Origin of the sequence: Sphaerisporangium dianthi (assembly GCF_042654065.1) — a bacterium.
Classification (GTDB): domain Bacteria; phylum Actinomycetota; class Actinomycetes; order Streptosporangiales; family Streptosporangiaceae; genus Sphaerisporangium; species Sphaerisporangium dianthi.
In genome coordinates this window covers 47112-71025 of sequence record NZ_JBHSFP010000020.1, presented here as the reverse complement: position 1 = coordinate 71025, position 23914 = coordinate 47112, and the positions used below count along the sequence as shown (strand labels likewise).

The 23914-nt window shown below is 71.8% G+C and carries 20 protein-coding genes; 5 read left to right on the top strand and 15 right to left on the bottom strand.

The window, feature by feature from the left end; genetic code table 11:
• Positions 1–182: 182 nt before the first annotated feature.
• The 4 genes from ACFO60_RS25590 to ACFO60_RS25575 all read right to left on the bottom strand — a co-directional run bounded on the left by ACFO60_RS25590 (position 183) and on the right by ACFO60_RS25575 (position 7524).
• Entirely contained in the window at positions 183–3083 is a 2901-nt protein-coding gene (locus tag ACFO60_RS25590) for a helix-turn-helix transcriptional regulator (RefSeq protein ID WP_380844294.1), read from the bottom strand.
• Positions 3084–3217: 134 nt separating this feature from the next.
• The gene (locus ACFO60_RS25585) at positions 3218–4456 is read right to left on the bottom strand and encodes a chymotrypsin family serine protease (RefSeq protein WP_380844292.1); all 1239 of its coding nucleotides are present in this window, start codon (positions 4454–4456) and stop codon (positions 3218–3220) included.
• 259 nt (positions 4457–4715) lie between these two features.
• A complete protein-coding gene (locus tag ACFO60_RS25580; RefSeq protein ID WP_380844290.1) occupies positions 4716–6698 on the bottom strand; it encodes an amino acid transporter in 1983 nt (660 codons plus the stop codon).
• Between the two features lie 154 nt (positions 6699–6852).
• On the bottom strand, positions 6853–7524 hold the full coding sequence (locus tag ACFO60_RS25575; RefSeq protein ID WP_380844288.1) for a lytic polysaccharide monooxygenase auxiliary activity family 9 protein: 672 nt from the start codon (positions 7522–7524) through the stop codon (positions 6853–6855).
• A gap of 490 nt (positions 7525–8014) precedes the next feature.
• On the opposite strand from ACFO60_RS25575, the gene ACFO60_RS25570 reads away from it, so the two are divergent.
• Together ACFO60_RS25570 and ACFO60_RS25565 are read left to right on the top strand one after the other, a co-directional pair.
• Positions 8015–9064 (top strand): LacI family DNA-binding transcriptional regulator, encoded by a 1050-nt coding sequence (locus ACFO60_RS25570; protein WP_380844286.1) that lies wholly within the window; start codon positions 8015–8017, stop codon positions 9062–9064.
• A gap of 201 nt (positions 9065–9265) precedes the next feature.
• Positions 9266–10246, top strand: coding sequence for a fumarylacetoacetate hydrolase family protein (locus tag ACFO60_RS25565; protein WP_380844284.1), 981 nt, complete (start codon positions 9266–9268; stop codon positions 10244–10246).
• Between the two features lie 85 nt (positions 10247–10331).
• Here ACFO60_RS25565 and ACFO60_RS25560 read toward each other — a convergent pair whose 3' ends face one another.
• The 3 genes from ACFO60_RS25560 to ACFO60_RS25550 all read right to left on the bottom strand — a co-directional run bounded on the left by ACFO60_RS25560 (position 10332) and on the right by ACFO60_RS25550 (position 14642).
• Complete coding sequence (locus ACFO60_RS25560) at positions 10332–12662, bottom strand: glycoside hydrolase family 3 N-terminal domain-containing protein (RefSeq protein WP_380844282.1); 2331 nt, start codon at positions 12660–12662, stop codon at positions 10332–10334.
• Between the two features lie 73 nt (positions 12663–12735).
• Positions 12736–13626 (bottom strand): SMP-30/gluconolactonase/LRE family protein, encoded by an 891-nt coding sequence (locus tag ACFO60_RS25555; protein WP_380844280.1) that lies wholly within the window; start codon positions 13624–13626, stop codon positions 12736–12738.
• On the bottom strand, positions 13623–14642 hold the full coding sequence (locus ACFO60_RS25550; protein ID WP_380844278.1) for an NAD-dependent epimerase/dehydratase family protein: 1020 nt from the start codon (positions 14640–14642) through the stop codon (positions 13623–13625). Before ACFO60_RS25550 ends, ACFO60_RS25555 begins: the two co-directional genes overlap by 4 nt.
• Before the next feature lie 330 nt (positions 14643–14972).
• Between ACFO60_RS25550 and ACFO60_RS25545 the strand changes: the two genes are divergently transcribed.
• Positions 14973–15842 carry an NAD-dependent epimerase/dehydratase family protein gene (locus ACFO60_RS25545; protein WP_380844276.1) on the top strand — a complete coding sequence of 290 codons (870 nt, stop codon included), beginning with the start codon at positions 14973–14975 and terminating at the stop codon, positions 15840–15842.
• 159 nt (positions 15843–16001) lie between these two features.
• On the opposite strand, the gene ACFO60_RS25540 is transcribed toward ACFO60_RS25545, so the two are convergent.
• Positions 16002–16526: an RICIN domain-containing protein gene (locus ACFO60_RS25540; RefSeq protein ID WP_380844274.1), complete on the bottom strand. Its 525-nt coding sequence runs from the start codon at positions 16524–16526 to the stop codon at positions 16002–16004.
• A gap of 229 nt (positions 16527–16755) precedes the next feature.
• The gene (locus ACFO60_RS25535; protein WP_380844272.1) at positions 16756–17127 is read right to left on the bottom strand and encodes a winged helix-turn-helix transcriptional regulator; all 372 of its coding nucleotides are present in this window, start codon (positions 17125–17127) and stop codon (positions 16756–16758) included.
• 72 nt (positions 17128–17199) lie between these two features.
• Between ACFO60_RS25535 and ACFO60_RS25530 the strand changes: the two genes are divergently transcribed.
• Together ACFO60_RS25530 and ACFO60_RS25525 are read left to right on the top strand one after the other, a co-directional pair.
• On the top strand, positions 17200–17724 hold the full coding sequence (locus ACFO60_RS25530; RefSeq protein ID WP_380844270.1) for an RNA polymerase sigma factor: 525 nt from the start codon (positions 17200–17202) through the stop codon (positions 17722–17724).
• Positions 17725–17862: 138 nt separating this feature from the next.
• Complete coding sequence (locus ACFO60_RS25525) at positions 17863–18519, top strand: flavodoxin family protein (protein WP_380844268.1); 657 nt, start codon at positions 17863–17865, stop codon at positions 18517–18519.
• On the opposite strand, the gene ACFO60_RS25520 is transcribed toward ACFO60_RS25525, so the two are convergent.
• Genes ACFO60_RS25520 through ACFO60_RS25495 form a run of 6 tightly spaced genes read right to left on the bottom strand, consistent with a single transcriptional unit; the run spans position 18507 to position 23579 of the window.
• Entirely contained in the window at positions 18507–18998 is a 492-nt protein-coding gene (locus ACFO60_RS25520) for a hypothetical protein (RefSeq protein ID WP_380844266.1), read from the bottom strand. The two genes, ACFO60_RS25525 and ACFO60_RS25520, sit on opposite strands and share 13 nt — an antisense overlap.
• Entirely contained in the window at positions 18988–19380 is a 393-nt protein-coding gene (locus tag ACFO60_RS25515) for a carboxymuconolactone decarboxylase family protein (protein ID WP_380844264.1), read from the bottom strand. The genes ACFO60_RS25520 and ACFO60_RS25515 overlap by 11 nt, the downstream gene beginning before the upstream one ends.
• Positions 19381–19382: 2 nt before the next feature.
• Entirely contained in the window at positions 19383–20699 is a 1317-nt protein-coding gene (locus ACFO60_RS25510) for an MFS transporter (RefSeq protein WP_380844262.1), read from the bottom strand.
• The gene (locus tag ACFO60_RS25505; protein ID WP_380844260.1) at positions 20588–21100 is read right to left on the bottom strand and encodes an aromatic-ring-hydroxylating dioxygenase subunit beta; all 513 of its coding nucleotides are present in this window, start codon (positions 21098–21100) and stop codon (positions 20588–20590) included. Before ACFO60_RS25505 ends, ACFO60_RS25510 begins: the two co-directional genes overlap by 112 nt.
• Positions 21097–22416 (bottom strand): aromatic ring-hydroxylating oxygenase subunit alpha, encoded by a 1320-nt coding sequence (locus tag ACFO60_RS25500; protein ID WP_380844258.1) that lies wholly within the window; start codon positions 22414–22416, stop codon positions 21097–21099. Before ACFO60_RS25500 ends, ACFO60_RS25505 begins: the two co-directional genes overlap by 4 nt.
• On the bottom strand, positions 22413–23579 hold the full coding sequence (locus ACFO60_RS25495; protein ID WP_380844256.1) for a glycosyltransferase: 1167 nt from the start codon (positions 23577–23579) through the stop codon (positions 22413–22415). Before ACFO60_RS25495 ends, ACFO60_RS25500 begins: the two co-directional genes overlap by 4 nt.
• Positions 23580–23914 lie beyond the last annotated feature (335 nt).

Sequence of the window (23914 nt, the reverse complement as noted above, 5' to 3'; positions counted from 1 at the left end):
CATGCGTCCACTATGGCCCGGTGCGGTGGGAGGAGAAACTCTTCGGCATGCACGGAGAAGGTGGAGAACGCCTGGAAAATGCGCGATTCTTCCGCCGGATGATTTCCATGCACCGTAAGAGGGATTACCGCTGTTCCGGTCGGGGCACGCCGAACCGGAAGCGGGGGATCCTGCCGGCGTGATCAATGAATCGAGCCGCCAAGGCGCTGCCGGTCCTGGCCGTCGCCGGCGGTCCGGCCGATGAGAGGAGCGCCCGCCCGCCGGTGCTCGGCGCGTCCCGCGTGAGCGGCAGGCCGGACGGCGGGGCCAGGGCTCCTCTGGTCCGGACCGCCTCGCAAGGCGTGGGCGAGGTCGCGCCGGGTGGTGACACCGAGCTTGGTGTAGATCCTCTGGAGATGGTTGTCGACGGTGCGCACCGACAGGACCAGCGTCCGGGCGATGTCCTTGCTGGAGGCGCCCCCGGCGGCCAGCAGCGCGATGTCGCGCTCGCGCGCGGTCAGCGGAACGGCCTCGTGGCAGGTGGCCAGCAAGGGGGTTTCCGCACCTTCACACCGCGTCCTCAGCTCGGCTGCACGCGCCGCCGCCGCGGCGGCCTGACGGGGGGCGCCGCTTCGCCGCCAGGCCGCGGCGGCGGTGGCGGCGGCCTCGGCGGCCATGAGGTCCGCGCCGGCGTCCGCAAGCAGACCGGCGACCTCCATGAGCCTCGCCGGGTCGTTCACGGCCAGGGCGGCGGCCATTCGCGCCCGGGTCGTCGTCAGACCGCCGTCGCACGTTCCGGCCAGAGCCGCCAGGCGACCGGTCACCTGCCTCGCCCCTCCGAGGCGGGCCACGTCGGTGAGCAGCAGTGCCTCGCAGGCCGCCTGGCCGGTGTCCCGCGCCGTCGCGGCGGCGCGCAGGAGCGTCTCGCGCGCCTCGGCCAGCCTTCCCTGGGCCGCCAGCAGCCATGCCTCTCCGAGGAGGTCCTCGCCGGCGAAGAGCCGGGTCGAGGGGTGGGCGCCGAGTTCGTCCAGGGCCGCCCGGGCCGCCTCGACGTCACCGAGAACCGCCGCGGTCGCGCAGAGTCCGGACAGGATGAGCCGCGTCGGCGGCGGATGGTGGAGGGCACGGGCCGGCGCCGCCGCCTCCGCGTACCACCTGCGCGCCGTGGCGACGCGCCCCGCCAGCCACTCCACGCGCGCCCGGCACAGCGCGCTCCACATCGCGCCGTGGGCTCCGCCGTGTCCGGTGGGCGGACCGGCCGTGCCGCGCGCCGCGATCTCACGGGCCGTCCCCAGCCGGCCGTCCTCCGCCGCCGCGAGGGTGAGGGGGAGAACGAAGGTGAACGCCGGCGGCGGCAGGGCCGCCGCCTCCTCCTCCTCCTCCTGCGGCCGCGCCCGGTGGGGCCGCTCGGCCGCCTCGGCGAGGGACCACGCCTCACGGGTGCGGCCGAGCAGCGCGAGACCGGTCGCCCTCGTCGCCGCTCCCCACAGCCATCCGCCCACATCCTGGGACGCCTCCACAGGGAGGGGGTCGAGCAGCCCCACCCCCTCGGAGGGCCGGCCGGACATGGTGAGCATGGTCGCCTTGTCGACGAGCAGGAGGTCGCGGTCGAGTCCACGGGGGAGGCGGGCGAGCGCCTCGTCGTTGAGCCGGAGGGCCTCCTCCGTCCGCCCGCCCGCCCAGAACAGGTTGCGGGTTCGCATCCTGGTCGCGGCCCGCCGTTCCCGGCCGGTGGAGGTCCCCTCGTGCACGCGGGCGAGCACCGCCTCGGCCTCCTGGCACAGGCCGGTCTCCATGAGCGCCTCGGCGTACAGGAGCCGCGATCCGGCCGTGTGACACTCGGGGGACACCTTGCTCAGGATCGCGAGGACGCCGGCGTGGTCATGGGCGCGGCGCGCCGTGGCGGCTGCCCGGACGAGCAGAGCAGGGTCGGCGGCGCCGGTGGCCGCGAGCCGCCATGAGGCGACGCGCAGCGCGTCGTCGCCGCGGCGGGATCCGTGCGCCTCGATCCGGCCGGCCTGGTGCGACAGCATGGCCCGGCGCCGGGTCAGGGGCGTCCGCGCCCGCAGGACCTCCCCGTACAGAGGGTGGGCCAGGGTCAGGCTGACGCGCCGCCCGTCGTCGGACGCGCGGATCAGCCCGGCGTGTTCGAGGTCGATCAGGGTCTGCGGGAGGGCGGCGACGTCGTGCGGTCCCAGCGGTTCGCACAGGGCGAGAAGCGAAAGGACCGGGCGTCCGCTGTCGCCCGCGGACGCCAGCCGGGCCTCGATCAGCTCGGTCAGTCTCGGCGTGCGCGGCAGGGGGCCCTCGCCCAGGTCCCACAACGTCCCGTCGTTCGCGAGCGCCCCCGCGCGGAGGGCTCCGAGCACCAGTTCGCGCAGGTAGAGCACGTTGCCGCCGGACGCGGTGAACAGCTCGTGCAGCGCGCGCCGCCCGACAGGCCCGCCGAGTACCGTCCGGAGCAGCTCGTGGACCGTGTCCTGGTCGAATTCGGCCAGGTCGGCCCGGTGTACCGACTCCTCCCGCCGTACGACGTCCACGGCCTCGGTGACGGGCCCGTCCGTGCGGATCGTCCCTATGAGGAAGATCAGGCCCACCTCCATGAGCTGCCGCATCAGCACCGCGGAGGTCGCGTCCAGCAGGTGCAGGTCGTCGACGAGCACCACGAGCCTGTTCCGCGTCGTCCCGGCCAGCGCCCTGGACACCGAGACGAAGCCCGCCACCGGGTTGGCGGGGTCGACATCGGGCGGGAGCAGGTGGGCGATCGCTCCGTACGGGACCGTCGCCGTCGCCGCGTCCGCCGCCGCCCGCACCGTCCGGTATCCCTCAGCCGCCGCCGCGGCCCGGCACTCCTCCGCCAGCCGTGATCTACCGGCGCCGGAAGGGCCGCACACGACGAACCCCCGGCTCCACCGGTCCGCGAGCACCTCGGCGAACCGCGTCAGCTCGGCGTGGCGGCCGACGAGCGGCCAGCGTCCCGTCAACGGCGGCGGGCCGGCGGCCCGCCCGCTCGCGGCCTCGCGGGGCCGCCGGTCCGTCGTCGCGCCTTCGGGCACGCGCCATGACGGAGCGCTGAGATGCCGAGGGTGCGTGGTCTTGATCATTGCGCGTCGCCTTTCCGCCGGGTGGACGCTCTCAACGATGCGGAAGACGAGTCGGTGATCGATTGCCGTTCACTTGGATCCGCTCGCCGGCCCGGGGGCGAGCGGTCCTAGACGTCTTGGACGCGACCGGCGGATCAGAGACCTTCGGGCCCCTGGCCTGCCATCCACGAGATGCCCCAGTAGGAGCGCACCGTGCGGAAGTCGGTGAAGAACAGCCTGGTGGAACAGCGGCTGGACAGGTATGTGCAGGTCGCCGGGCGGCGGTCGTCCCCTCCGATGATCACTCCGGCGGCGAGGACGCTTTCGAAGTTGTCGGTGAGGGTGAACACGGGGCCGCCGCTGTCTCCGCTGCCGGCGGCGAGTTGGCCCTGCATCTGGTCGCCGATGGACACCGCCCGGGAGACGTGGTCTCCCCAGTCGAGCGTCGACCCGGTTTTAGTGATCTTGATGTCGCAGTGGACGCCGCTCGACGCGCCCGAGGCGCATACCAGCGAGCCGTTGCGCGCCGCCGAGGTGCCCACCACCGGCTTGGTGAACTCCGACCCGTCCAGCACGCCGCCGTCCCACATCCAGCCGGTGACGAACTTGCCCGGATCCACCGCGATCAGCGCCGAGTCCAGCGCCGGATTGACCGCCTCCACATGGCCGATGACCACCGGCCCACTCGTCCACGTGCTCCCGGTGCGCACCTCGTCCCCGACGGAGAAGCAGTGCGCGGCCGTGATGAGCTTGGCGGGGTAGACCCAGTCGGGCCCGGCAGGGGAGGTCAGGCCGCCGAAGGACGCGCTGCAACCGTTGATCTGGATGCCGCCCTCGAACGGCGAGGCGCCGCCCCACCGGCCGTCGTAGGGAGTCGGCGGCTGCTCCGCCTCGGTGCTCACCACCAGAGGGTCGGCGGAGGCCTTGCCCGCGGCCGGGCCTGTGGTGGTGACGCCCAGTTCCAGGCCGCTGCCGTCCGCCAGCGGCGTCACGCGGTGGACGTCGCCGCCGGCGCTCAGCCCCCGGCTCCTGATGATCTCCTCCGCCCGCTCGCGCAGCTCGGCGGCGGAGTGCGCCGCCGAGTGGATCCGCACGCGGACGCCGCGCGGAGCCTTCGCCGCGACCGCGCTGGTCGCGTCGGGCGCGGCGCCCTTCCAGTACAGGTGGACGATGCCGCCAGGCACGTCCAGTTCCACTCCGGCGAAGCCGGAGCCTTCGCCTCCGCCGGAGGCCTCCAGGGCGTCGGCCAGGGCGAGCATCGGCGTCTGCCGGCGCGCCAGTTCCGCGTCGCCGCGGTAAGGAGCCGGCCCGGTATGGGCCGGTCCGGTATGGGCCGGTCCGGCGCTCGCCGGCGGCAGGGGGAGGAGCACGGTGGTGATTCCGGCGGCGGCCAACGCTCCTGCGAGCAGCCTCGCGCTCCGGCGCGGCCTGGAGGTACGACGTAACATTTCTGTTGCCTCATCGTGTGGGCGACACCCGGACGGCGTCGACGACGTGAGAAATCATCGCCGCCCGGTCCCCGCCGCCGGATGAGCAGTCACTACTCATCCCGCCGTCACCGGCACGCCGCGGGAGGCGAACGCCGGCACGGGAACGTGCGCCCGGCGACGCGGCGGCTGCCGGTCGTGGAGGTCACGCGGGCCGGAGGGCCGTTCAGCCGACGTGGATGCCGGGACGGCGGGCCGGGTCGGGTTCGCTCTTGCGGATGATCTCCCGGACGACGGGCGGAGTGTCGCCGCGGCCCAGCAGCAGGTAGCGGAGCAGGTGGGTGAGCGGGGCGCCCTCGGACCATTCGAAGTAGCAGTGGGGGCGCACCCCGGTGGCGTTCCGCAGCGCCAGCAGGACGGCGGCGATCGCGTTGGGCGCCGCGGGGCTGCCGGCGCGCAGGATCCGGTAGCCGCCCACGTCGACGCCGCGCACCCGCAGCACGTCGCTGAACTCCGACGGGTCGATGACGTCGATCTCCAGGAACAGCACGTCCGCGGCTCCCGGGACGGGGTTCATGCCGCGCTGCTCGGCCTCCTTGGCGGCGTACTCCGCCGTGTCGCCGCCCTGACGGCGGTTGGCGATGAGGTTGAGCGCGCCGTCGTGCGACAGGGAGTCGGTGACGAAGCGGCGGGCGGCGGGGTCGAACTCGATGCGGTCGGCGCGCAGCTCGGTGGTGCGGGAGATGCGCGAGACCAGCGAGATGACGATGATGCCGAGGATGAACAACGCCGAGATGGTGATGCCGTCGGGCTTCTCGCGGATGTTCTCCACCAGCGCGTAGACCAGCACCAGGGTGAGCACGGCGAAACCGGCGGTGGCCGCGCGCCGGCGGCGGCGCAGGGCGGAGATCGTCACGGCGAACGCGCCGGAGACCATCATCGCCAGGATGCCGGTCGCGTACGCGCCGGCCTGGGCCTCGACGTCGGCCCCGAACGCGATGGTCAGCACGACGCAGACGAGGGTGTAGACCAGGACGACCGGGCGCACGGCGCGGCCCCACTCGGGCGCCATGCCGTAGCCCGGCAGGTACCGCGGGACGATGTTGATCAGTCCCGCCATCGCCGAGGCGCCCGCGAACCACAGGATGAGAATGGTGCTGACGTCATAGACGGTGCCGAACGCCTCGCCGAGGTGCTCGTGCGCCAGGTAGGCCATGGCCCTGCCACTGGCGCCCCCGCCCGGGGCGAACTCCTCGGCCGGGATGAGCACCGTGGTGACGAAGCTGGTGGCGATCAGGTAGACGCTCATGACGAGCGCGGCGACGGTCAGCAGCTTGCGGGTGTTGCGCACCCGTGAGGCCATCCGCTCCTCGGGAGTGCCGCCGGACGCGGCGACCAGCGGCATCATGCTGACCCCTGTCTCGAAGCCGGACAGCCCCAGCACCAGCAGCGGGAAGGCCAGGATCGCCGGCCCGATCAGGCCGCCGAGACCTCCGCGGCCCTCGGTCAGGGCGGAGGTCCACGCCGAGATCGCCTCGGGGTTCGCGATCACCTCGGCGACGCCCGCGACGACGACCACGGCGTTCAGGACCAGGAAGAGCGCGACGAGCGGGATCGCCACGCTGACGGCCTCGGTGAAGCCGAGCAGGAACACCCCGCCCAGCACCAGCAGCAGCACCACGGTCATGACGACCTCGTGCCCGTGCAGGACGGCCGGGAAGTACGGGTTCTCCACGACGTGCACCGAGGCGTCGGCGGCGGACAGCGTGATCGTGATGATCCACGAGGTGGCGACGAAGCCGAGCAGGATCAGTACGAAGAGCTTGCCGCGCCAGAAGGGCAGCAGCGTCTCCAGCATCGCCACCGACCCCTGGCCGTGCGGGCTCTCCTTGGCGACCCTGCGGTACATCGGCAGCATGCCAAGCAGGGTCAGCGCCACGATCAGCAACGTGGCCAGCGGAGACAGCGCCCCCGCGGCCAGCGCGGCGATGCCGGGCAGGTAGGCCAGCGTGGAGAAGTAGTCGACCCCGGTGAGGCACATCACCTTCCACCACGGCTGCGGCTCGGCGTGCCCCTCCGCCGTCTCGGGCCCGACCGGCTGTACCCGGTGCCTGAGCAGCCACCCCGCGAGGCCACGGGTCGGCTCGGCCACCTGGGCCGGGCTCTCGACCACCTCGGGGATCGCCAGCTCACCAGTGCCGCCGCTCATCCGCCCGTCTCCCGTCTCGTACGCCGCCATGGCCCGCTTCCCCGTTGGGACGGACTCAGGTTAGACCTACGGCCACATACGCGACACAGACGCCCGCTCGTCCGCGCGGGGCGGCGGGCGAGCGGGCGTCGGCATCGGCGTGATCGGGCGGGGGTCAGCTGAAGATGACGTCGCTGCAGAAGTAGTAGTTCTGGTCGGCGTGCGACGCCTTCCAGATCGTGTAGATGACGTGGCGGCCGGTGCGGCCTCCGCTGGACAGGCCGTTGACCATGTACGTCGAGCCCGGGGCGTACCTGCCCGTCTCGCGCACCAGTTCAAGGTGGTTCCAGCCGAGGGGCGTGGTGGTGGCGTCGTAGCCCTGGCGGGTGATGTAGACCTTGAGGTAGTCGGCGCCGTGGCTGGCCTGGTCGTTGAGCCGGATGTTGAAGGTCCGGCCCAGGTTGGTCGTCTTCCAGGCGCCGGGGGTGTCCATGGACCGGTAGCGCCCGTCCTGGGACCGGCCGGCGCTGCACAGCTGGCCGTTGGGAATGGCCGCCTGGTGGTTGCCGCCGACGTACTCCCGGTAGAGCCCGTTCCAGTTCCACATCGCGTTGGTGTTGTCCTGCCACGCCTGCCAGCACATGGGGTCCTGCTGCTGCATGGCGGGGTTCTGGAAGTCGTTGCCCCAGCGGACCCAGCAGCCGTAGTTGCGGGTGGAGGGGTCGACGACCGTCCCGTGCGCGGAGGCGGTGCCGGTGAGGTCGACGGCGAAGAGCAGGGCGGCGCACAGCAGCACGGCGAGGGTGCGGAGTGCCCGGAGGGGTGATCCGAGGTGGTGGCGCATCATGCGGTCTCCGTGTTCCGGTGAGGGTCCGGTAGGAGGGAGCGCTCCCGCACGGTGAAGCTATCTGACAGGATGAGGGCACACAAATGACCGCCCATGGTCAACATTCGGGTGACCAGCGATGTATGGGTCTATTAGTTGGGCGACCAGCCCAAAGGCACCACTTGCGGACTATCCGTCCGCCTGAAAATTTCACCTCGGCGGCGCGTGACGCCCGTCGCCGCCCCCGGCCGGTGGCATGGACGGCGGGAGCAGGGCCCCGATGACCGGGTCGCCGCCGAGTTTCGGAACGCGGCCGGTCCCGGCGAGCGTGGACGCCCGATACGGAACCCGCTCGCCGGGACGGTGTCACCGTGCCGCGCGATCGTCCCCTGGCGACGGAACATGCGGGCGAACCGGTCATACGGCTAAGTGTCGAGTTCAGACGCCCGGCGCCCCGTACGATGGTGACCACGACAATGAAGCCAAGTTTCGGCGATGGAGCAAAGCGTTGGTGTCTCACCCGATCGAACGGCGGGTCACCGTCGCCGACATCGCGGCCGAGGCGGGGGTGTCCCGGGCGACCGTTTCGAAGGTGCTCAACGGCCGCTCGGACGTCGCGCCATCGACCCGGGCGCAGATCGAGGCCATGCTGGCCGCGCGCGGCTACGTCCCGACCGCGCGCACCAAGAGGCCGGTGCCCGCGGTCAGGCGCCCCGGCCTGATCGAGATGCTGTTCCACGACGCGAGCACGCCGTGGGCCGCCGAGATGATCCGCGGCGCGGAGGAGGCGGCGCGGGCGGTCCGGGTGGCGATCGTGGTGTCGGTGCTCGACGGCGGCCCCGGCCGCGGCCAGCAGTGGCTGGAGGACATCGCCGGCCGCGCTCCGCGTGGCGTCATCCTCGCGCTGTCGGAGCTTTCCGCGGCCGACCACAAGCGCATCGCCAAGCTCCGCGTGCCGGCGATCCTCGTCGATCCGGTCGGTGACGGCGAGTCCGACCTGCCGTCGATCGGCGCGGGGAACTGGGGCGGCGGGCTGTCGGCCACCCGGCACCTGGTCGACCTCGGCCACCGGCGCATCGGGGTGGTCACCGGGCCGATGCGCTTCCTGTGCAGCCAGGCGCGGCTCGCCGGGTACCGCGCCGCGCTCGAGCGGGCGGGCGTGCCGTCCGACGACGCGCTCATCGAGCACGGCGACTTCCACTACTCCTCCGGCGTGCGCCTGGCCCTCGCCCTGCTCGGCCGGCCCGACCCGCCGACGGCTATCTTCGCGGCGAACGACGAGCAGGCGCTGGGCGTCTACGCCGCGATCCAGCAGCGGGCGCTGCGGGTGCCCGACGACCTGAGCGTCGTGGGCTTCGACGACGTCCCGATGTCGCAGTGGGTCACGCCGCCGCTGACCACGGTGCGCCAGCCCATCGCCGAGATGGCCGCCCTGGCCGTGCGCACGCTGCTCGCCCACCAGGACGGCAGCGACGTGCCCGAGGGCAGGGTCGAGCTGTCCACCAAGCTCGTCGTGCGCGGCAGCACGGCGCCTCCCGCCCGCCGCCGCTCCACGCCCTGATCCCGGCCTTCCGAATCAGTTTCGGTTCACCCGGCACCATGTTTCGACAATGTGACATGTACGTCGCCTGGAACTCCCGATGCCGCTACCATGGCCCGCAGTCACTCTCTCCGAAATTCCTCGAAACTCTGGTGGCGCGGCCGCGGGCGAAAGGGAGACCGACGCGGTCGAGGCCGCGCGGCGGTTTCCGGAAGGAGTCAGGTGAACATCGTCAGGTACCGGACCGGAGGGTCCGCGCGACCCCTCATCGGTCTGCACGACGAAGAGGGGGGCGTCGCCGAACTGGTGGGCGTCACCTCTCTCGCCGAACTGTGGGCCGGGCCGGTGGCCGAGCTGCGCGCCCGGCTGGCCGCGGGCCCGCTCGGCGAGCGGGTGCCGCTCGCCGAGGTGGAGCTCCTCGCGCCGGTGGACGCGCGCACCGAGGTCTGGGCGGCGGGCGTCACCTACGAGACCTCGCGCGAGGCACGGGTCGAAGAGAGCGCGCGGGCCGCCAGCGTCTACGACCTCGTCTACGACGCCGAGCGGCCCGAGTTGTTCTTCAAGTCGGCCGGCTGGCGGGTCGTGGGCCCCGGCGGGCTGGTCCGCATCCGCGCCGACTCGACCGTCGACGTGCCCGAGCCCGAGCTGGCCCTGGTGGTGAACCGCCTGGGCGAGATCGCCGGCTTCACGGTGTGCAACGACATGTCCTCGCGCAGCATCGAAGGGGAGAACCCGCTCTACCTGCCGCAGGCCAAGATCTATTTCGGCGCGTGCGGGCTCGGCCCCTGGATCACGCCGGCCTGGGAGGTCGACGATCCCTACGCGCTGACGATCGAGATGGCCATCCACCGGGACGGCGTGCGGGTGTGGCACGGCCGGGCGAGCACGGCGCGGCTGCGCCGCCGGCTGGACGACCTGGTGGCCTACCTGATGCGAGGGGACGTGCACCCCGACGGGGTGGTCCTGTCGACCGGCACCTGCCTGGTGCCGCCGTGGCCGTTCACCCTCGCCACCGGCGACGTGGTCGAGATCGGCGTCGGCGGCGTCGGCGTGCTGCGCAACACCGTCGTACGAGGCATGCCCGGCGAGAAGGACGAAGCGAGCGAACCGAGCGCGACGAACGAGCCGGGCGAACCCGGCGAGCCGGTCACCTCCGGCGAGGTGGACGAGCCCGACTCCTTCGAGGAGACCCCGCTGCGCTGACGACGCGCGCCCGGCCCCGGGCCGGGCGGCCCGTCCGGCCGGGACCGAGAGGCCGGCCCCGGCGGGCGGGGCCGGCTCGGCGGCGTCAGGCGGAGATGACGGTCGCCTCCATGACGCGGTCGAAGCCGACGTGACGCCGGGGGCCGGTCATGGACACGGTGATCGTCTCGCGGATGTCGGCGCTGGACGCCCCGACCCGCAGCTCGACCTCGCCCGGGTCGACCTGGCGCCGCCAGGAGGCCCCGGTGTAGGAGGTCTGGTCCGCGTGCAGCCTGATCGTCACCTCGCGCGTCTCGCCGGGCGCCAGGTCGGCCCGGTGCGCGGCGAGCAGCGACTGCACCGGGCGGGCGACCTCGGCGACCGGGTCGTGCAGGTACACCTGCACCACTTCCGACACCGAGCCGGCCGCCCCGTTGTGCAGCGTGACCCGCACGTCGAAGACGCCGTCGGTGGCCCACGTCCCCGACGGATCGCCGGCGACCCCGACCCACGTGACAGGGGTGTAGGACAGCCCGTGGCCGAAGGGGAACAGCGGGGTGGGGTCGATGTTGCTCACCTCGCTGCGCCGGCCCAGCGGCGCGGCGAGGTAGGTCGAGGGCTGGTTGGCGCCGTTCCCGGGGAAGGAGACCGGCAGGCGCCCCGCCGGGTCGGCGCGCCCGGACAGCACGTCGGCCAGGGCGCCCGCTCCCTCCTCGCCCGGGAAGAAGCCGCACACCACGGCGGCCAGCCGGTCGATCTGCCTGCCCAGCTCGTACGGGCGTCCGACCAGCAGCACCAGCACCACGGGCGTGCCGGTGGCCAGGACGGCCTCCAGCAGCTCCTCCTGGCGGCCGGGCAGGCGCAGGCCGGTCGCGTCGCAGCCCTCGCCGGAGGTGCCGCGCCCGAACAGGCCCGCCTGGTCGCCGAGCACGGCCACGCAGACGTCGGCGCCGGCCGCCGCGGCGGCGGCCGCGGCGATGCCCTCGTCGTCCCCGCCGAGGACCGGGCACCCCTGCTCGTACCGCACGTCGTATCCGGCGGGGTCGGCGCGCAGCGCGCCGGCCAGTGTCGGCACCTCGATGCCGAGGCCGGCGTCCGGATGGTGCACGCCGACGTGCATCGGGAACGAGTAGCAGCCCATCATGGCCTGCGGGGTGTCCGCGCGCGGCCCCACCACGGCCAGCCGCAGTCCGGCCGCGAGAGGGAGCGTGCCGGTGTTGTGCAGCAGCGTGGCCGAACGGCGGGCGAGCTCGCCGGCCAGGGACCGGACCTCCGCGTCGTCCAGCACGATGTCCCCGTCCTCCTCCAGGGCGGGCGGTTCGGGCGTCCACCCGTCGTCGAGCAGGCCGAGCCGGCACTTCTGCAGCAGCACCCGGCGCAGCGCCCGGTCGACCAGGGCGGCGTCGACCTCGCCGCGCTCGACCGCCTCGACCAGCGGCGGCCCGTAGCAGTTCACCGTGGGCAGCTCGACGTCGATGCCGGCCGAGAGCGCCAGCCGGGCGGCGTCCCCCTGCGATCCCGCCACGTTGTGCAGGGTCTGGAGGAAGGCGACGGAGAAGTAGTCGGCCACCACCGTGCCGGTGAAGCCGTAGGCGTCGCGCAGCAGGTCGGTGAGCAGGCCGGGGTCGGCCGCCGCGGGCGTGCCGTCGATGTCGGCGTAGGAGTTCATCACCGAGTCCGCCCCCGCGCGCAGCGCCATCTCGAACGGGGGGAGCAGCACGTCGGCGATCTCGCGGCGTCCGGCCGACACCGGCGCGAGGTTGCGGCCGCCCTTGGAGGCCGAGTAACCGACGAAGTGCTTCAGCGTGGCGATCACGCCCGCCGACTGCACGCCGCGGACGTACGCGGCGCCGATCATGCCCACCAGCAGAGGGTCCTCGCCGATCGTCTCCTCGACCCGGCCCCACCGCAGGTCCCGTGCGACGTCCACGACGGGGGCGAGGCCTTGATGGATGCCGAGGCGCCGCATGGCGGCGCCGATCTGCGCGCCCATCCGCTCGACCAGCTCGGGATCGAAGCCGGCGCCCCAGCACAGCGGGGAGGGGTAGACGCCCGCCTTCCAGGCGGCCAGGCCGGTCAGGATCTCCTCGTGCACCACCGCGGGGATCCCGAACCGTCCCGCCGCCATGATGGCGCGCTGGGCGCCCGCGAGGGTGGCCGCCCCCTTGCGGACGTCGACGGGCGCGGTGCCGAACGGCCGGGTCAGCTGGCCCAGCCCGTTCTTGATCAGCTCGTCCCACTCGACGGGCAGCGCGGTGAACTCGTGCTGGTGCGGCGCCATCTCACCGTCGGCGTCGTCGATGCCCACCCAGACGCCGTACAGCTGGGCGGCCTTCTCTGGCAGGGTCATCGCGGCCATCAGGGCCTCGACGCGCTCCTCGGCGGGGACAGTGGTGTCCTTCCACACTTCCGGAGCCGTGCCCGTGTCCACACTCATGGTGTCACTCCGTTCCCTCACTGCGGCCACCCGCCGGTCGGGGGCGTCGGCCGGTCGCGCTCGTCCGGCCATGTCAGATCACGAACCTGTTCGCGAGCCGGCCCCGGCATCCGGGGTCGGCCATGAAGATCGCCCCGGCGGAGGGCAGGCGTCGCAGCTCATCGGGGGAGAGTCCTTCGGTGGAGGTGGAGATGACCAGCCGGTCCAGCTCGGGCCCGGCGAAGCAGCAGGAGGTGACCTGCGGCACCGGGAGGGTGACGGTGCGGTCGGGCAGGCCGTCGGGGGCGAAGCGGCACACCCGCGAGCCCCCGTAGAACGCCACCCACACGCCGCCCTCGGCGTCGACGGTCAGGCCGTCGGGCATGCCGGGGACGGCCGAGACGTCGGCGAAGACACGACGGTTCGACAGCTCGCCGGTGACCACGTCGTAGTCGAACACGTCGACGCGGTGGGTCGGGCTGTCCACGAAGTAGCACAAGGAGGCGTCAGGTGACCAGTCCATGCCATTGCTGATGGTGACGCCGGTCAGCACGGTGCGCAAGGACCGGTCGGGGTCTAGGCGGTAAAGACTCGCCGCGCCCGGTTCGGCGTCGTAGGCCATGCTGCCGATGAAGTACCGCCCTGCCGGGTCGACGTTGCCGTCGTTCATGCGGATGTCAGGCCGGTCGGCGAGGGGCGCGGCGAGCCGCTCGACCAGCTCGCCCCCCGCGACCAGCGCGATGCCGTCGCCGTCGGCGATGATGACCGTCGCGGGGTCGGCCGTGGGATGCACGGCGGCCAGCGGCGCGGGCAGGTCGGACCAGCCGGCCGTGCCGGTCTCCACGTCGGCGTGGAACAGGCGCCCGCGAGGGATGTCGACGAACCTCAGCAGGCCCGCGGCGTCGTCCCAGACCACGCCCTCGCAGTGCACGCCGGACACCTCGAGCCAGGGGTCGGCGGCCAGGCCGCCGGCCTCCGGCGTCACGGGGCCGGCGGCGCGACCGCCGCCACGGCGCGGCGGTGCGCCTCGACCAGCCGGGTCAGCGTCGCGTCGGTCGCCGGGTCGGGGCGGGTGTCGCCGGGGTGCCCGGCGCGCCGGGCGGCGAGCCGCCGCGCGCCCTCCGACCAGGTCACGGTCGGGCGGAACGCGGGCACGAACCGCTTGATCTTGGTGTTGTCGAACACCGCGCTGTGCGAGATGTCGCCGACGATCAGCTCCGACCAGAACCAGTCGGGGGCCACGATCGGCAGGAACTCCGACGGCAGGTGCAGCAGCCGGGCGGGGGACCCCGACGCCCGGCCGACGATGTCGTAGATCTCGTTCCAGGTCAGCACCTCGTCGGAGGTGATGTGGAAGTCCTCCCCGACGGCCTGCCAGTCACCGGTCAGGCCGGCGAGGCCGACGGCGAAGTCCCGCGCGTGCGTGAGCGTCCACAGGCTGGTGCCGTCGCCGGGCACGACGAGCTCGTCGCCGCGCGCGATCCGGTCCCAGGCCGTCCAGCCGCCGGGCAGCGGCGGCTGGGCGTCGTCGTAGGTGTGCGAGGGGCGCACGATCGTCACTGGGAAGTCGCGCTCATCGTACGCCCGGCGCAGCACGTCCTCGGCGGCGATCTTGTCGCGGGCGTAGGCCAGGTAGGGGTTGCGCAGGGCGGTGGACTCCACGATCGGCACCCGGCGGACCGGCTTGTGGTAGATCGAGGCCGAACTGATGTGGATGTACTGGCCCGCGCGGTCCTGGAAGAGGTCCACGGCCGCGGCGGCGTCCCCGGCGCCGAAGCTCAGGAAGTCGACCACGCAGTCGAACGTCGCGCCGGCGAGGGCGCCGCGCAGCGATCCGGCGTCCCGCACGTCAGCGGTGATCGTGGTGACGTCCGCCGGCAGCGGCCGGAGGCCGGCCGTGCGGCCCCGGTTGAGGACGTGCACGTCGTGGCCCTGACGCACCGACTCGGCGACGCAGGCCGAGCTGATCGTGCCGGTGCCCCCGATGTAGAGGACCTTCATGCTGGACGCGGCGGCTCAGAGTGAGAGCGCTCACAATCGATCGCCATGAGAGGCACCGGTGGCTCCTTCGGGGAGGGCAACAAGGGAGGATCGCGCCGAAAACTTTCGGAAACTATCCGAAACATCGACGACACGTGCCAACGTAGAACGGCCGGTCGGGAAACGTCAAGGTCACAGCGCCGTCGAAACCCCTGGACGGTAGCGTTTTCGCCTGTCAGGGCGGCACGGACGGCCGTTGCGCTGGGCGTAAGTTTCGATGAACTTTCGGTCCCGGATCCACTACGGTAGAGCACTGATCAGGATCGATGTCGTGAAAGCGAGGCTGGGCCTGTGAAGATCGCGGTGACAGGAGCGGGCGGCAAGACCGGGCGCGCCGTCGTTCAGGACCTTCTCGCCCACGGGCACGAGGTGCGGGCCATCGACGTGACAGGGGTGCCCGGCGACCGGGGCGGCCTGTCGCGGCTGGGCGCCCCGCTGCTGCGCGCCGACATGACCGACTTCGGCGACACCGTCGACGCGCTGACCGGCGTCGACAGCGTCGTCCATCTCGCGGCGATCCCCGCGCCCGGCTTCTTCACCGACGCCCGCACGCTCAACGAGAACAACGCCATGAACGGCAACGTCTTCCTGGCCGCCGCCAAGCTCGGCGTCGGGCGGGTCGTGTGGACCTCAAGCGAGACCACCCTGGGCTTCCCCTTCGCGCCCGACTCCCCGCCGCATTACGCGCCGCTCGACGAGGACCACTACCCCCACCCCAAGTCCGCCTACGCGCTGTCGAAGGTGCTCGGGGAGACGATGGCCGAGCATGTCTCGGCATGGTCGGGCATGCCGATCATCGGGTTGCGGCTGTCCAACGTCTTCGAGGCCGCCGACTACGCCGACCTTCCCTCCTACTGGGCCGATCCGATGTCCAGGATGTACAACTTGTGGGGCTACGTCGACGTCCGCGACGTCGCCCAGGCCTGCCGGCGGGCGCTGCTCGCCGAGGTCACCGGCGCCAGGGCGTACGTCATCGCCGCACGCGACACGCTCATCGACCGGCCCACGGCCGATCTGGTCGCCGAGGTGTTCCCCGGCCTCACGCCGCGCCGTCCGCTGGAGGGGTGCGAGAGCATGTTCACCAGCGAGCGCGCGAGCCGGGAACTCGGCTACGTCCCGGAGTACTCCTGGCGCGACGTCCTGGCCGCGCAAGGCACCTGACCGCCACGCGCCGCGCCTCACCAGGCCACGCGCCGCGCCTCACCTGGCCCCGCGCGCGACGCTTCACCGGCGGCGGCGCGCTCACGTAAGCCCGCCCTTCGCCGACGGGTGGCGCGCCGGTTCCCCGAACGGGTCCCGGCGCGCCGCCCCTCCGCAGGCTCAGGCGGCGGTCCGCTGCACCCAGAGACTGCCGGCCGGAGCCGTGGTCATCTGGAGGGGGGTCAGGAACTCCGGGCCGCTCACGCGCGTGATGACGTGCGTGCGGTACTTCTCGCTGCGCAGCCGGACCAGGCTGCCGCCCCCCGAGGTGAGCGTCCACATCTGCGCCTTGAGCGTGTTGCAGGTGGCGACCTTGACCCCGATCGCCTGGCCGGGCTGGATGTCGTCCTTGACGGCCAGGCACAGCGGGCCGGCCGCGCTGCCCTCGCTGGCGCGCAGGACGAATCTGCGCTGGGGGAGATTGTCGATCGAGGTGCCCACGGTCTCGCCGCGCCACTGGCCGAGCGAGGAGTTGTTGTCGGTCGCGAGGCCGACGAGCGCCCCGTTGGTCACTCCGGTGGCAGACATCACCAGGTCGAAGGCGCTGCTGTCGTTCTCGAACTCGAGGTAGGAGGCGGCGTGGGCGGGCGCGGCGGTCAGGAGTGCGCCGCCGACGGCGAGGGCGCCGACCAGTGTCTTCATCATGACTGTGGTTTCCGTTCGTGTGGTGGAGTCGCTGACACCCCGCAGTACGAGCCGGGCGCCCGCTCCACTTCACTGCCGGTAATTCGACGCACTCGGCCGCCCGCGACCCGCGGGCGACGGCAAGGGCAAGGACGACGGCAAAGGTGAGGGCGAGGACGGGGGCGGGGCATGGCCGATGACCGCGTGCCGCCGGGCCGGTCGCCGGGCCCGCCGGCCCCGCCCCCGCCCGTCAGCCGCCATGTGCCCGCGCGAACCTCTCGCGGGCCCGTTCGAGCGGCTCGCCGTTCTCTCTCAGCCAGGTGACCAGCCCGAGGACCGCCGTGCCGAGGCTCCGTCCGAGGTCGGACATCTCGTACTCGACCTGGGGCGGGATGGTGGCGTACACGGTCCGCGTGATGAGCCCCTGCTCCTCCAGCCGGCGGAGCGTGAGCGTCAGCATCCGCTGCGAGATGCCGGGGATCGCCCGCTGCAGGCCGCGGAACCGGCGCGGGGCGTCGGCCACCTCGTAGAGGACGTAGATGGACCACCGGTCGCCGAGCCGTTCGAGCAGATCACGGACCTCGTCACAGGTCGTGGTTACTTCCGGGTGCCTCACTGACACGAGAGTGCCTCCTTACGCACGGTGGCCGTCGGCCCGCATCCTGAGGGCCGAACGTACCTCTGGGGGGAACTCGTGACCGCGTATTACGACCGTTCGCTGAGCGAACGTTTCCGGGCGGGCGCCGAGGGGGCGCTGGCCGAGGTGTACCATCTGCACGCGCGCCCCATGTCGGCGCTGGCGTACCGCCTGCTCGGCGACCGCGAGCTGGCGGCCGAGGCCGTGCAGCTCTCGTTCGTGCGCGCCTGGCGCGCCGCCCACCGGTTCGAGCCGGGACGGGAACTGCGCCCGTGGCTGTACTCGATCACCAGGAAGGCCGCGATCGACGTGTGGCGCGGGGAACGGCGGCATCTGGCGGCCGTTCCCATCGCCGACGAGGACGTCCCGGCGGGGGAGGGGGAGCCGGACGCGGTCCTGCGCGTGCGGACCGCGCTCGACCGGCTCCCGTTCGAGGAGCGCGACGTCCTGTACCTGGCCTACTTCGACGACCTCACGCACAGGCAGATCGCCGAGCGCCTCGACATCCCGGTGGGCACGGTCGGCACGCGCGCCTCCCGCGCCAAGCGCCGCCTGGCCGCGCTGCTCGGCGCGACGCCGTGATCGTCCGGGAGGTTTTTCGAGACCCGTTCCGGTAATGCTCGATTCTGGGTAGGTTGGGGCTGCTTCAGCGTGCGGCCACGGGGCTTCGCCGGGTGGCCGGTCCTGGGTGGCGCTGAGCGGACACGGGAGGCCCTTCGGATGAAGATCGTTGCCTTGTCCTGCACGCAGAGGCGGCTCCCGTCGCTGACCGACGCGCTGCTCGAGGCGGCGGTCACCGGCCTCGTCCGGGAGGTCGGCGACGCGGAGATCCAGCGGATTCGGTTGATCGACCATCGCATCGCGATGTGCGAGGGCGAGGACACCTGCCTTGATCCCGAGGTGGGCCGGTGCACGCTCGACGACGACTTCGAGCATGTCGTCGATCTGGCCGAGGGCGCGCAGGCGATGCTGCTCGCCATGCCGGTGTACGCGGGGAACGTGCCCGCGGTGCTGAAGATCTTCCAGGAACGCCTGAAGAGCTTCATGAACGCGAGCCGGCGCCCCTTCGGCAACCTGCTGGTGGGGACGATCGTGCATTCGCGCACGATGCTGACCGAGCCCGCACTGGCATCGTTGTTCCCGTGGTACCTGCGCCTGCGGAACAAGAACGTGGCGTCGGCGTGCTTCACCCAGAACGATCATCAGGACCTGACCCGCACCGCGGCGCTCGACCTGTGTGCGGCCGTGGGCCGGCAACTCGGCATGACGCTCGACGTCGGCCGGTCGCCGGCCGCCGGCCGCACGGCGCTGCCGTTGGTTCAGTCACCGGCTCGTCCGCGGTGCGGCGACCCGGCCGCGTCCTCTCATGGAGCGTGAGGGGATTCCGCGCGCCAGGTGCACCCGTCGCCCGCCTGGTCGCACGACACCGTGACGTCCGGTTCCACGTAGCGGGCGGCGATGGCGGTGTTGAGCTCCTGGCAGTACGAGCACGGGGAGGAGAACGTCAGCACGACGCCGGCGCGGGCGGCCCGTTTGCGGTACCGCAGGATCCCGCAGTCGGCGTTGCGCAGGACGGTGCCCGAGGGCTGGGGCTCACTGGTCACCGCCGAGTCGTACAGCAACAGCTGACGCTGCAGCCGGGTCATGAAGTGGTCGGTGGCGGACACCCCGGCGGGCCGTTGCGCCCGCAGCAGGTCCGCGGTGATGCGGGAGTTCGCCTGGATCCACGCGGCCAGGCCTTCTTCGCCGTGCTGTCCAAGGATGAACTCCTCCGCGGCCGCCTGGGCCTCGAAGAACCGCTGGCGCCACAGGTCGACCTTCTCGGCCGGGTCGAGGGATGACGGTTCACCGGTCATCGTCCGCGTCCTTCCCGTTGGCGCCGTCCAGCTCGGCGAAGACCTCCTGGGCGACGCGCAGCCCGTTGTTGGCGACCGGCCAGCCGCCGTAGTAGGCGAGCTGGATGATGACTTCGATGATCTTCTCCCGCGACATCCCGAGGTGCAGCGAGGCGCCGATGTGGCCGCGTAACTCCCAATCGGTCCGCGCCAGCGCGACCGCGGTCAGCGCGACCAGTTCGCGCTCCTCGACGCTCAGGTGCGGGCGGGTCCAGATCTCACCGAACAAGTGGTCGACCGTGATCTGCAGGAACTCCGGGTAGGAACCCGGGCGCGGTTCGCGGCCGAAGACCTGCTGGAACATGGCCTCGCCCCGCTCATGCCGGGCAGATGGCTGATCCATGATCAACTCCTTCGTGTTGGCCGAACAGTTGTCAACGTCCACGACGCCACGAACGCGATGACCAGCAGCGCGGCGCCGCTGCCGAAAGCGGCCGGAACACCCACCCGCTCGGCGATGAGCCCGACGACGACCGGTCCGACCACGGCGCCGACATCGGTGCACATCGAGAACACGGCGACGCCGCTGCCGGCACGTCCGGCGACGACGTCACCGAGCAGCGCGGCCGGTGCGGCGGCGAGCAGCGCCGATGCCGCCGCGTACACACTGAGCAGGACGACGAGCCAGGCGTACCCGTCCACGAACACCAAGGCCGTGATCGCCGCCGCGGCCACACCGGTGCCGGCGATCATGGCGGGCCGGCGGCCGGACCGATCGACGACCCGGCCGGCCGGCATGATCAGCAGCGACTGAACGACGGCGGAGATCGTGAACGCCCACCCGACCCACGTCATGTCATGTCGCCACGCCACGACCACCATGGGGACCAGTGCGCTGCGCAGCCCGAACAGGACCCATCCCTGCGCCAGCGCCGCGAGGCAGGCCACCAGGTAGCGTCGATCCCGCAGCAGGACCGGCAGCCCGGCCACGTCACGGCCAGGCTCCGCGCCGGCGGTCCGGCCGGTGCGCAGCACCGCCAGCGTCAGTGCCGCGGCGGCCAGCAACAGCACGGCGTACACCACGAACGGCGCTGACAGGCTGATGAGAGCGAGGAGCCCGCCCAGCGCCGGTCCGCAGACCCCGCCGAGCAGGAAGCCCGCGTCGAACACGGCGCTGGCCCGGCCCCGCTGGTCGGCCGGCGCGATCGCCAGGAGCGCCGCCAGCGCGGACACCGAGAACAGCACCGAGCCGACGCCGCCGAGGCTGCGGAACACCAGCAGCTGCCCGTAGGACCCGGCGAACGCCGTCAGGGCCGAGGAGACCGCGCACAGCAGCAGGCCGGCGACCAGGACCCGCCGCTCCCCGAAACGAACCGCGAGCCGGCCGCAGAACGGACTGGTGGCCAGCCGCATCAACGCGAACAGCGCGACGAGCACTCCGATCTGGGTAGGCCCCGCCCCGAACGTCGCCGCGTACACCGGGAGCACCGGGAGCACCAGTCCCAGGCCCAGCATGACGCAACCACCGACGACACTGAGGACGTAGACCTCGCGAGGCAGACTCGGCTGGGCGGCGGCAACGGGTGGGACGCTGCCAGGGCCGGCCGCCGTCACAGGATGATGCTGAGCTTCCCGTGCTCGTACAACGTCTCGTGGTCGAGCACCACGACCCGTCTTCGGACCCGGAACGACTCGCCCTCGACGACGAGCTCGAACCGGCATTTACCGACGTAGACGTCAGAGCGCCCGTGCCCGAACCGGTGGACGATGACGTTCGCCGCCACGTCGAGGCGCGTGCCCCGATCGGCCAGGATCTCCACGTTGCTGATCATCCGGTTCGTGCGCGACCGGGGGTTCTCGCACCACACCTCACCGTTGAGGATCTGTTCGATCCGCTGGCGTAGCCGGGCGGCGTCGTCGTCGATGAGCCCGAGCGCGTCGGCCGTCTCGCCGCGGACGTCGGTGGCCGGAACCGAGTAGCGGATGTCGTCGGTCAGCATCTCGTCGTACCACTCGAGCAGGCGCCACTCGTCGAGCAGTCGCGCCTCACGGAAGAGGAACTGGCTCACCCGGTGCCATAATCGCACCTCGGCCGCTTCGTCGATCGTCAGTTCGGTGGTCATCGCGGTTCCGCCCCCTGCATCTCGGCCCGGTGAGCGACCTCGAGGTGACCGTCGTCGCCGTGCATCAGCCGGTCCCACTGCCGCCAGAACTCGCGGGCGGGAAGCTCGTCGGTCGTCTCCGGTACCTCCTTGTTCATACCGCGGGACAGATCCGAGTAGCGGACCGTGCGGTTGAGATAACCCCGCTGGCACGACTCGACGATCTCGATGTCGTCGGGAGTGGCGAAGCCGGCGGGGCCGAGGAAGGTCAGGTAGTGGCTCTTGCGGAGTTCCCGGATGTCCGGATCCTCGTCCTTGGGGGCCAGGGCGACCGAGGTGATGGCCATCTGGCCGGGGCCGACCGGGTCGATCTTGCGGATGGTGATCGCGATCGCGTCGATGATCATCAAGTTGGGGAAGATCAGCACCGCGCGATTGGTGCCGGTGATCCGTTCGGCGCGTTCGGCGCCGAACCGGTCGACGAAGCGCGCGGCCGTCGCCTCGATGCGCGGCCGGACCTCGGCGCCGAACATCGGCGTCCAGTAGGCGAGCGGGCGGGCCGCCGCCGGTGGCAGCTCGTTGGCTCCATGCCCCAGTCCGAGGGCGCGGCCGAAGCCGCCTCGTCGCCGTGGTGGCACCGACCCGAGCGACTCCATGTAGCCGACGTAACGCTTGTGCAGGGCCCGGAAGTGGTAGATGTCGACGCTGTTCTCCATCATGAGCTTCCAGTTGGCCCGGGCCCCGTGGAGTTGCGCACCCTGGATCACCTCCATCCCGAGTTCGGACTGGTCGTCGATCAGATCGAGGTACTCCGTCGCACCCGCCAGGTACTCGGTCAACGTGCGCGGCTGCTCCGGATCGAAGGTGACGAACACGAAACCGCGGTAACTGTCGCTACGGTGCCGCGCCAGGCCGAAGTCCGCCTTACGGAAGCCCGGCCCGTACCCGTCGGGGATCGGGACCCCGACCAGGTCGCCCTGGTTGGAGAAGGTCCAGTCGTGATACGGGCACCGGAAGGATCTGGCCCGCCCGGCCGGCTGCGAGCAGATCAGGGCCCCGCGGTGAGTGCAGCTGTTCGCGAACACCCGGATCACCCCGTCGGACCCGCGCGCCATGACCACCGGGCGCCCGCCGACGTCGCGTGATACGTAGGAGTCCGGCCCGGGCAACTCCGATTCGTGCCCGACGTACAACCAGCAGCGATCGAAGATCTTTGTCATCTCCTGTGCGGCCAGGTCGTCGTCGGTGTAGGCGCGGCGATCCACCCGGAACGAGAGGCGTTCGAGATCATCGATGACGATCGGGTCGCCCACCGGCCGCTGCAGTTCGATCGTCACTGCTTCCCCTCTCGCTGTAACGTCTCGACCGTGCTGATGACCAGCTCGGCGGTGCGCATGGCAGAATCGCCGCACTCCGGCTGCGCGGCGCGCAGCCGGGCCCGGTAGTCCCGGGCGGGATCGAGCAGATCGGTGACAGCGTCGGCGACCGCCTGCTCGGTGACGCCGGCCGGCTCCAACGCCGTCCCGAAGCCCGCGCGTTCCACGAAGTACCCCTGGATGGGCTGATCGACGGCCAGCGGGATCACCAGCATCGGTGTCGCCGCCCGGATCGACTCGGCCACGGAGTTGTAGCCGCCGTGGGTGATGAACACGTCGGCGCGCTCGAGCACCTCACGTTGCGGCAGGTACGGGGCGGTGAGCACTTCGCCGGGCAGCGCGAGCTCCTCGGCGAGATCTCCTACCGCGGCGATCACCTGAGCACCGGTCGCCGCCGCCCCGATGATCACCGTCCGCAACAGGTCAGGCCGCCGGTAGAAGATCGTGCCGAAGGAGACGTACACCACCGGGCGGTCGGGGTCGATTCGCCCCAGGCCCGAGAAGTCGACCTCGTCGCCGCGGATCCCCTTCGCGCCCGGCAACCCGACCAGCTGCACACCGTCGTCGGTGACCGCGTCGTCCCCGACGAGAGCGGGAATCGTCGGCATCAGATTGAGAATCGGCGAACGCGCCGAATGAGTGCGGGTCGACCACAACACTCCGTGCGTGGTCAGGTAGTCGCCGACCTGCTCGTCGTACGGCCAGCGACCTCGTCGATGCTCGCTCGGGCATACTCCGCCCAGGTTGGCCCAGATCATCCCGTAGGGCACGCCGGACGCCTGTGCGCCGACCATGGCCGACGCCGTGACCGGCAGCGAATCGACGAGCACGAAGTCCGGCGCCGTCGCACGGATCGCGTCAGCCGTCTGGTCCGCCACCGGCGACGACCGGAGCATCGGGCCGATCTTCGCCGGGTCGCCGCTCCACGGCGCCATCTCGACCTTCCCGATCGCGTGGATCTGCGCCTTTCCCAAGGCCTGGCGACGCTGCTCGTCGAGCGCGCCACCGTCCGCGGACAACAACAGCAGTGCGACCTCACTGCCGGCGGTTCGGAGCGCATTCACCACCGGGATGTACGGGTTCAGGTGACCATGCTGGGTCGTGGTGAGCAGGGCGACGTGCATCAGATCTCCGATCCATCGAAAGAAGACGACCAGGCCGACTAAAGATCTGGCTCTGGATGCACCACAGCAGCCGCGACACCCCCTGCCTTCGGAGAACGAATCGAGACGGCGACGCACGAACGGCGGAATTCCGCGACCGGACAGGCGGAAACGCCCGGCAGGCGAAAGGGACCGTCGACGTCCAGGTACTGCTACGAGGCTCTACGCATTCGCCACCATCGTTGGAGGGGACAGATCGATAGACGCTACTCGGAACAACCGCGAAACAACCGGGTTCACTACCTGCCTCCCGAGCAGTTTCGCAAAGCCCGCCGGGATGTGCAATCGATCTCACG

Excerpts from the sequence above, each read along its gene's own strand:
- ACFO60_RS25590 (WP_380844294.1), bottom strand. The coding sequence starts at position 3,083 with ATGATCAAGACCACGCACCCTCGGCATCTCAGCGCTCCGTCATGGCGC.
- ACFO60_RS25580 (WP_380844290.1), bottom strand. The coding sequence starts at position 6,698 with ATGAGCGGCGGCACTGGTGAGCTGGCGATCCCCGAGGTGGTCGAGAGC.
- ACFO60_RS25575 (WP_380844288.1), bottom strand. The coding sequence starts at position 7,524 with ATGATGCGCCACCACCTCGGATCACCCCTCCGGGCACTCCGCACCCTC.
- ACFO60_RS25560 (WP_380844282.1), bottom strand. The coding sequence starts at position 12,662 with ATGAGTGTGGACACGGGCACGGCTCCGGAAGTGTGGAAGGACACCACT.
- ACFO60_RS25550 (WP_380844278.1), bottom strand. The coding sequence starts at position 14,642 with ATGAAGGTCCTCTACATCGGGGGCACCGGCACGATCAGCTCGGCCTGC.
- ACFO60_RS25540 (WP_380844274.1), bottom strand. The coding sequence starts at position 16,526 with ATGATGAAGACACTGGTCGGCGCCCTCGCCGTCGGCGGCGCACTCCTG.
- ACFO60_RS25525 (WP_380844268.1), top strand. The coding sequence starts at position 17,863 with ATGAAGATCGTTGCCTTGTCCTGCACGCAGAGGCGGCTCCCGTCGCTG.
- ACFO60_RS25520 (WP_380844266.1), bottom strand. The coding sequence starts at position 18,998 with ATGACCGGTGAACCGTCATCCCTCGACCCGGCCGAGAAGGTCGACCTG.
- ACFO60_RS25515 (WP_380844264.1), bottom strand. The coding sequence starts at position 19,380 with ATGGATCAGCCATCTGCCCGGCATGAGCGGGGCGAGGCCATGTTCCAG.
- ACFO60_RS25510 (WP_380844262.1), bottom strand. The coding sequence starts at position 20,699 with ATGCCGGTTCGAGCTCGTCGTCGAGGGCGAGTCGTTCCGGGTCCGAAG.
- ACFO60_RS25505 (WP_380844260.1), bottom strand. The coding sequence starts at position 21,100 with ATGACCACCGAACTGACGATCGACGAAGCGGCCGAGGTGCGATTATGG.
- ACFO60_RS25495 (WP_380844256.1), bottom strand. The coding sequence starts at position 23,579 with ATGCACGTCGCCCTGCTCACCACGACCCAGCATGGTCACCTGAACCCG.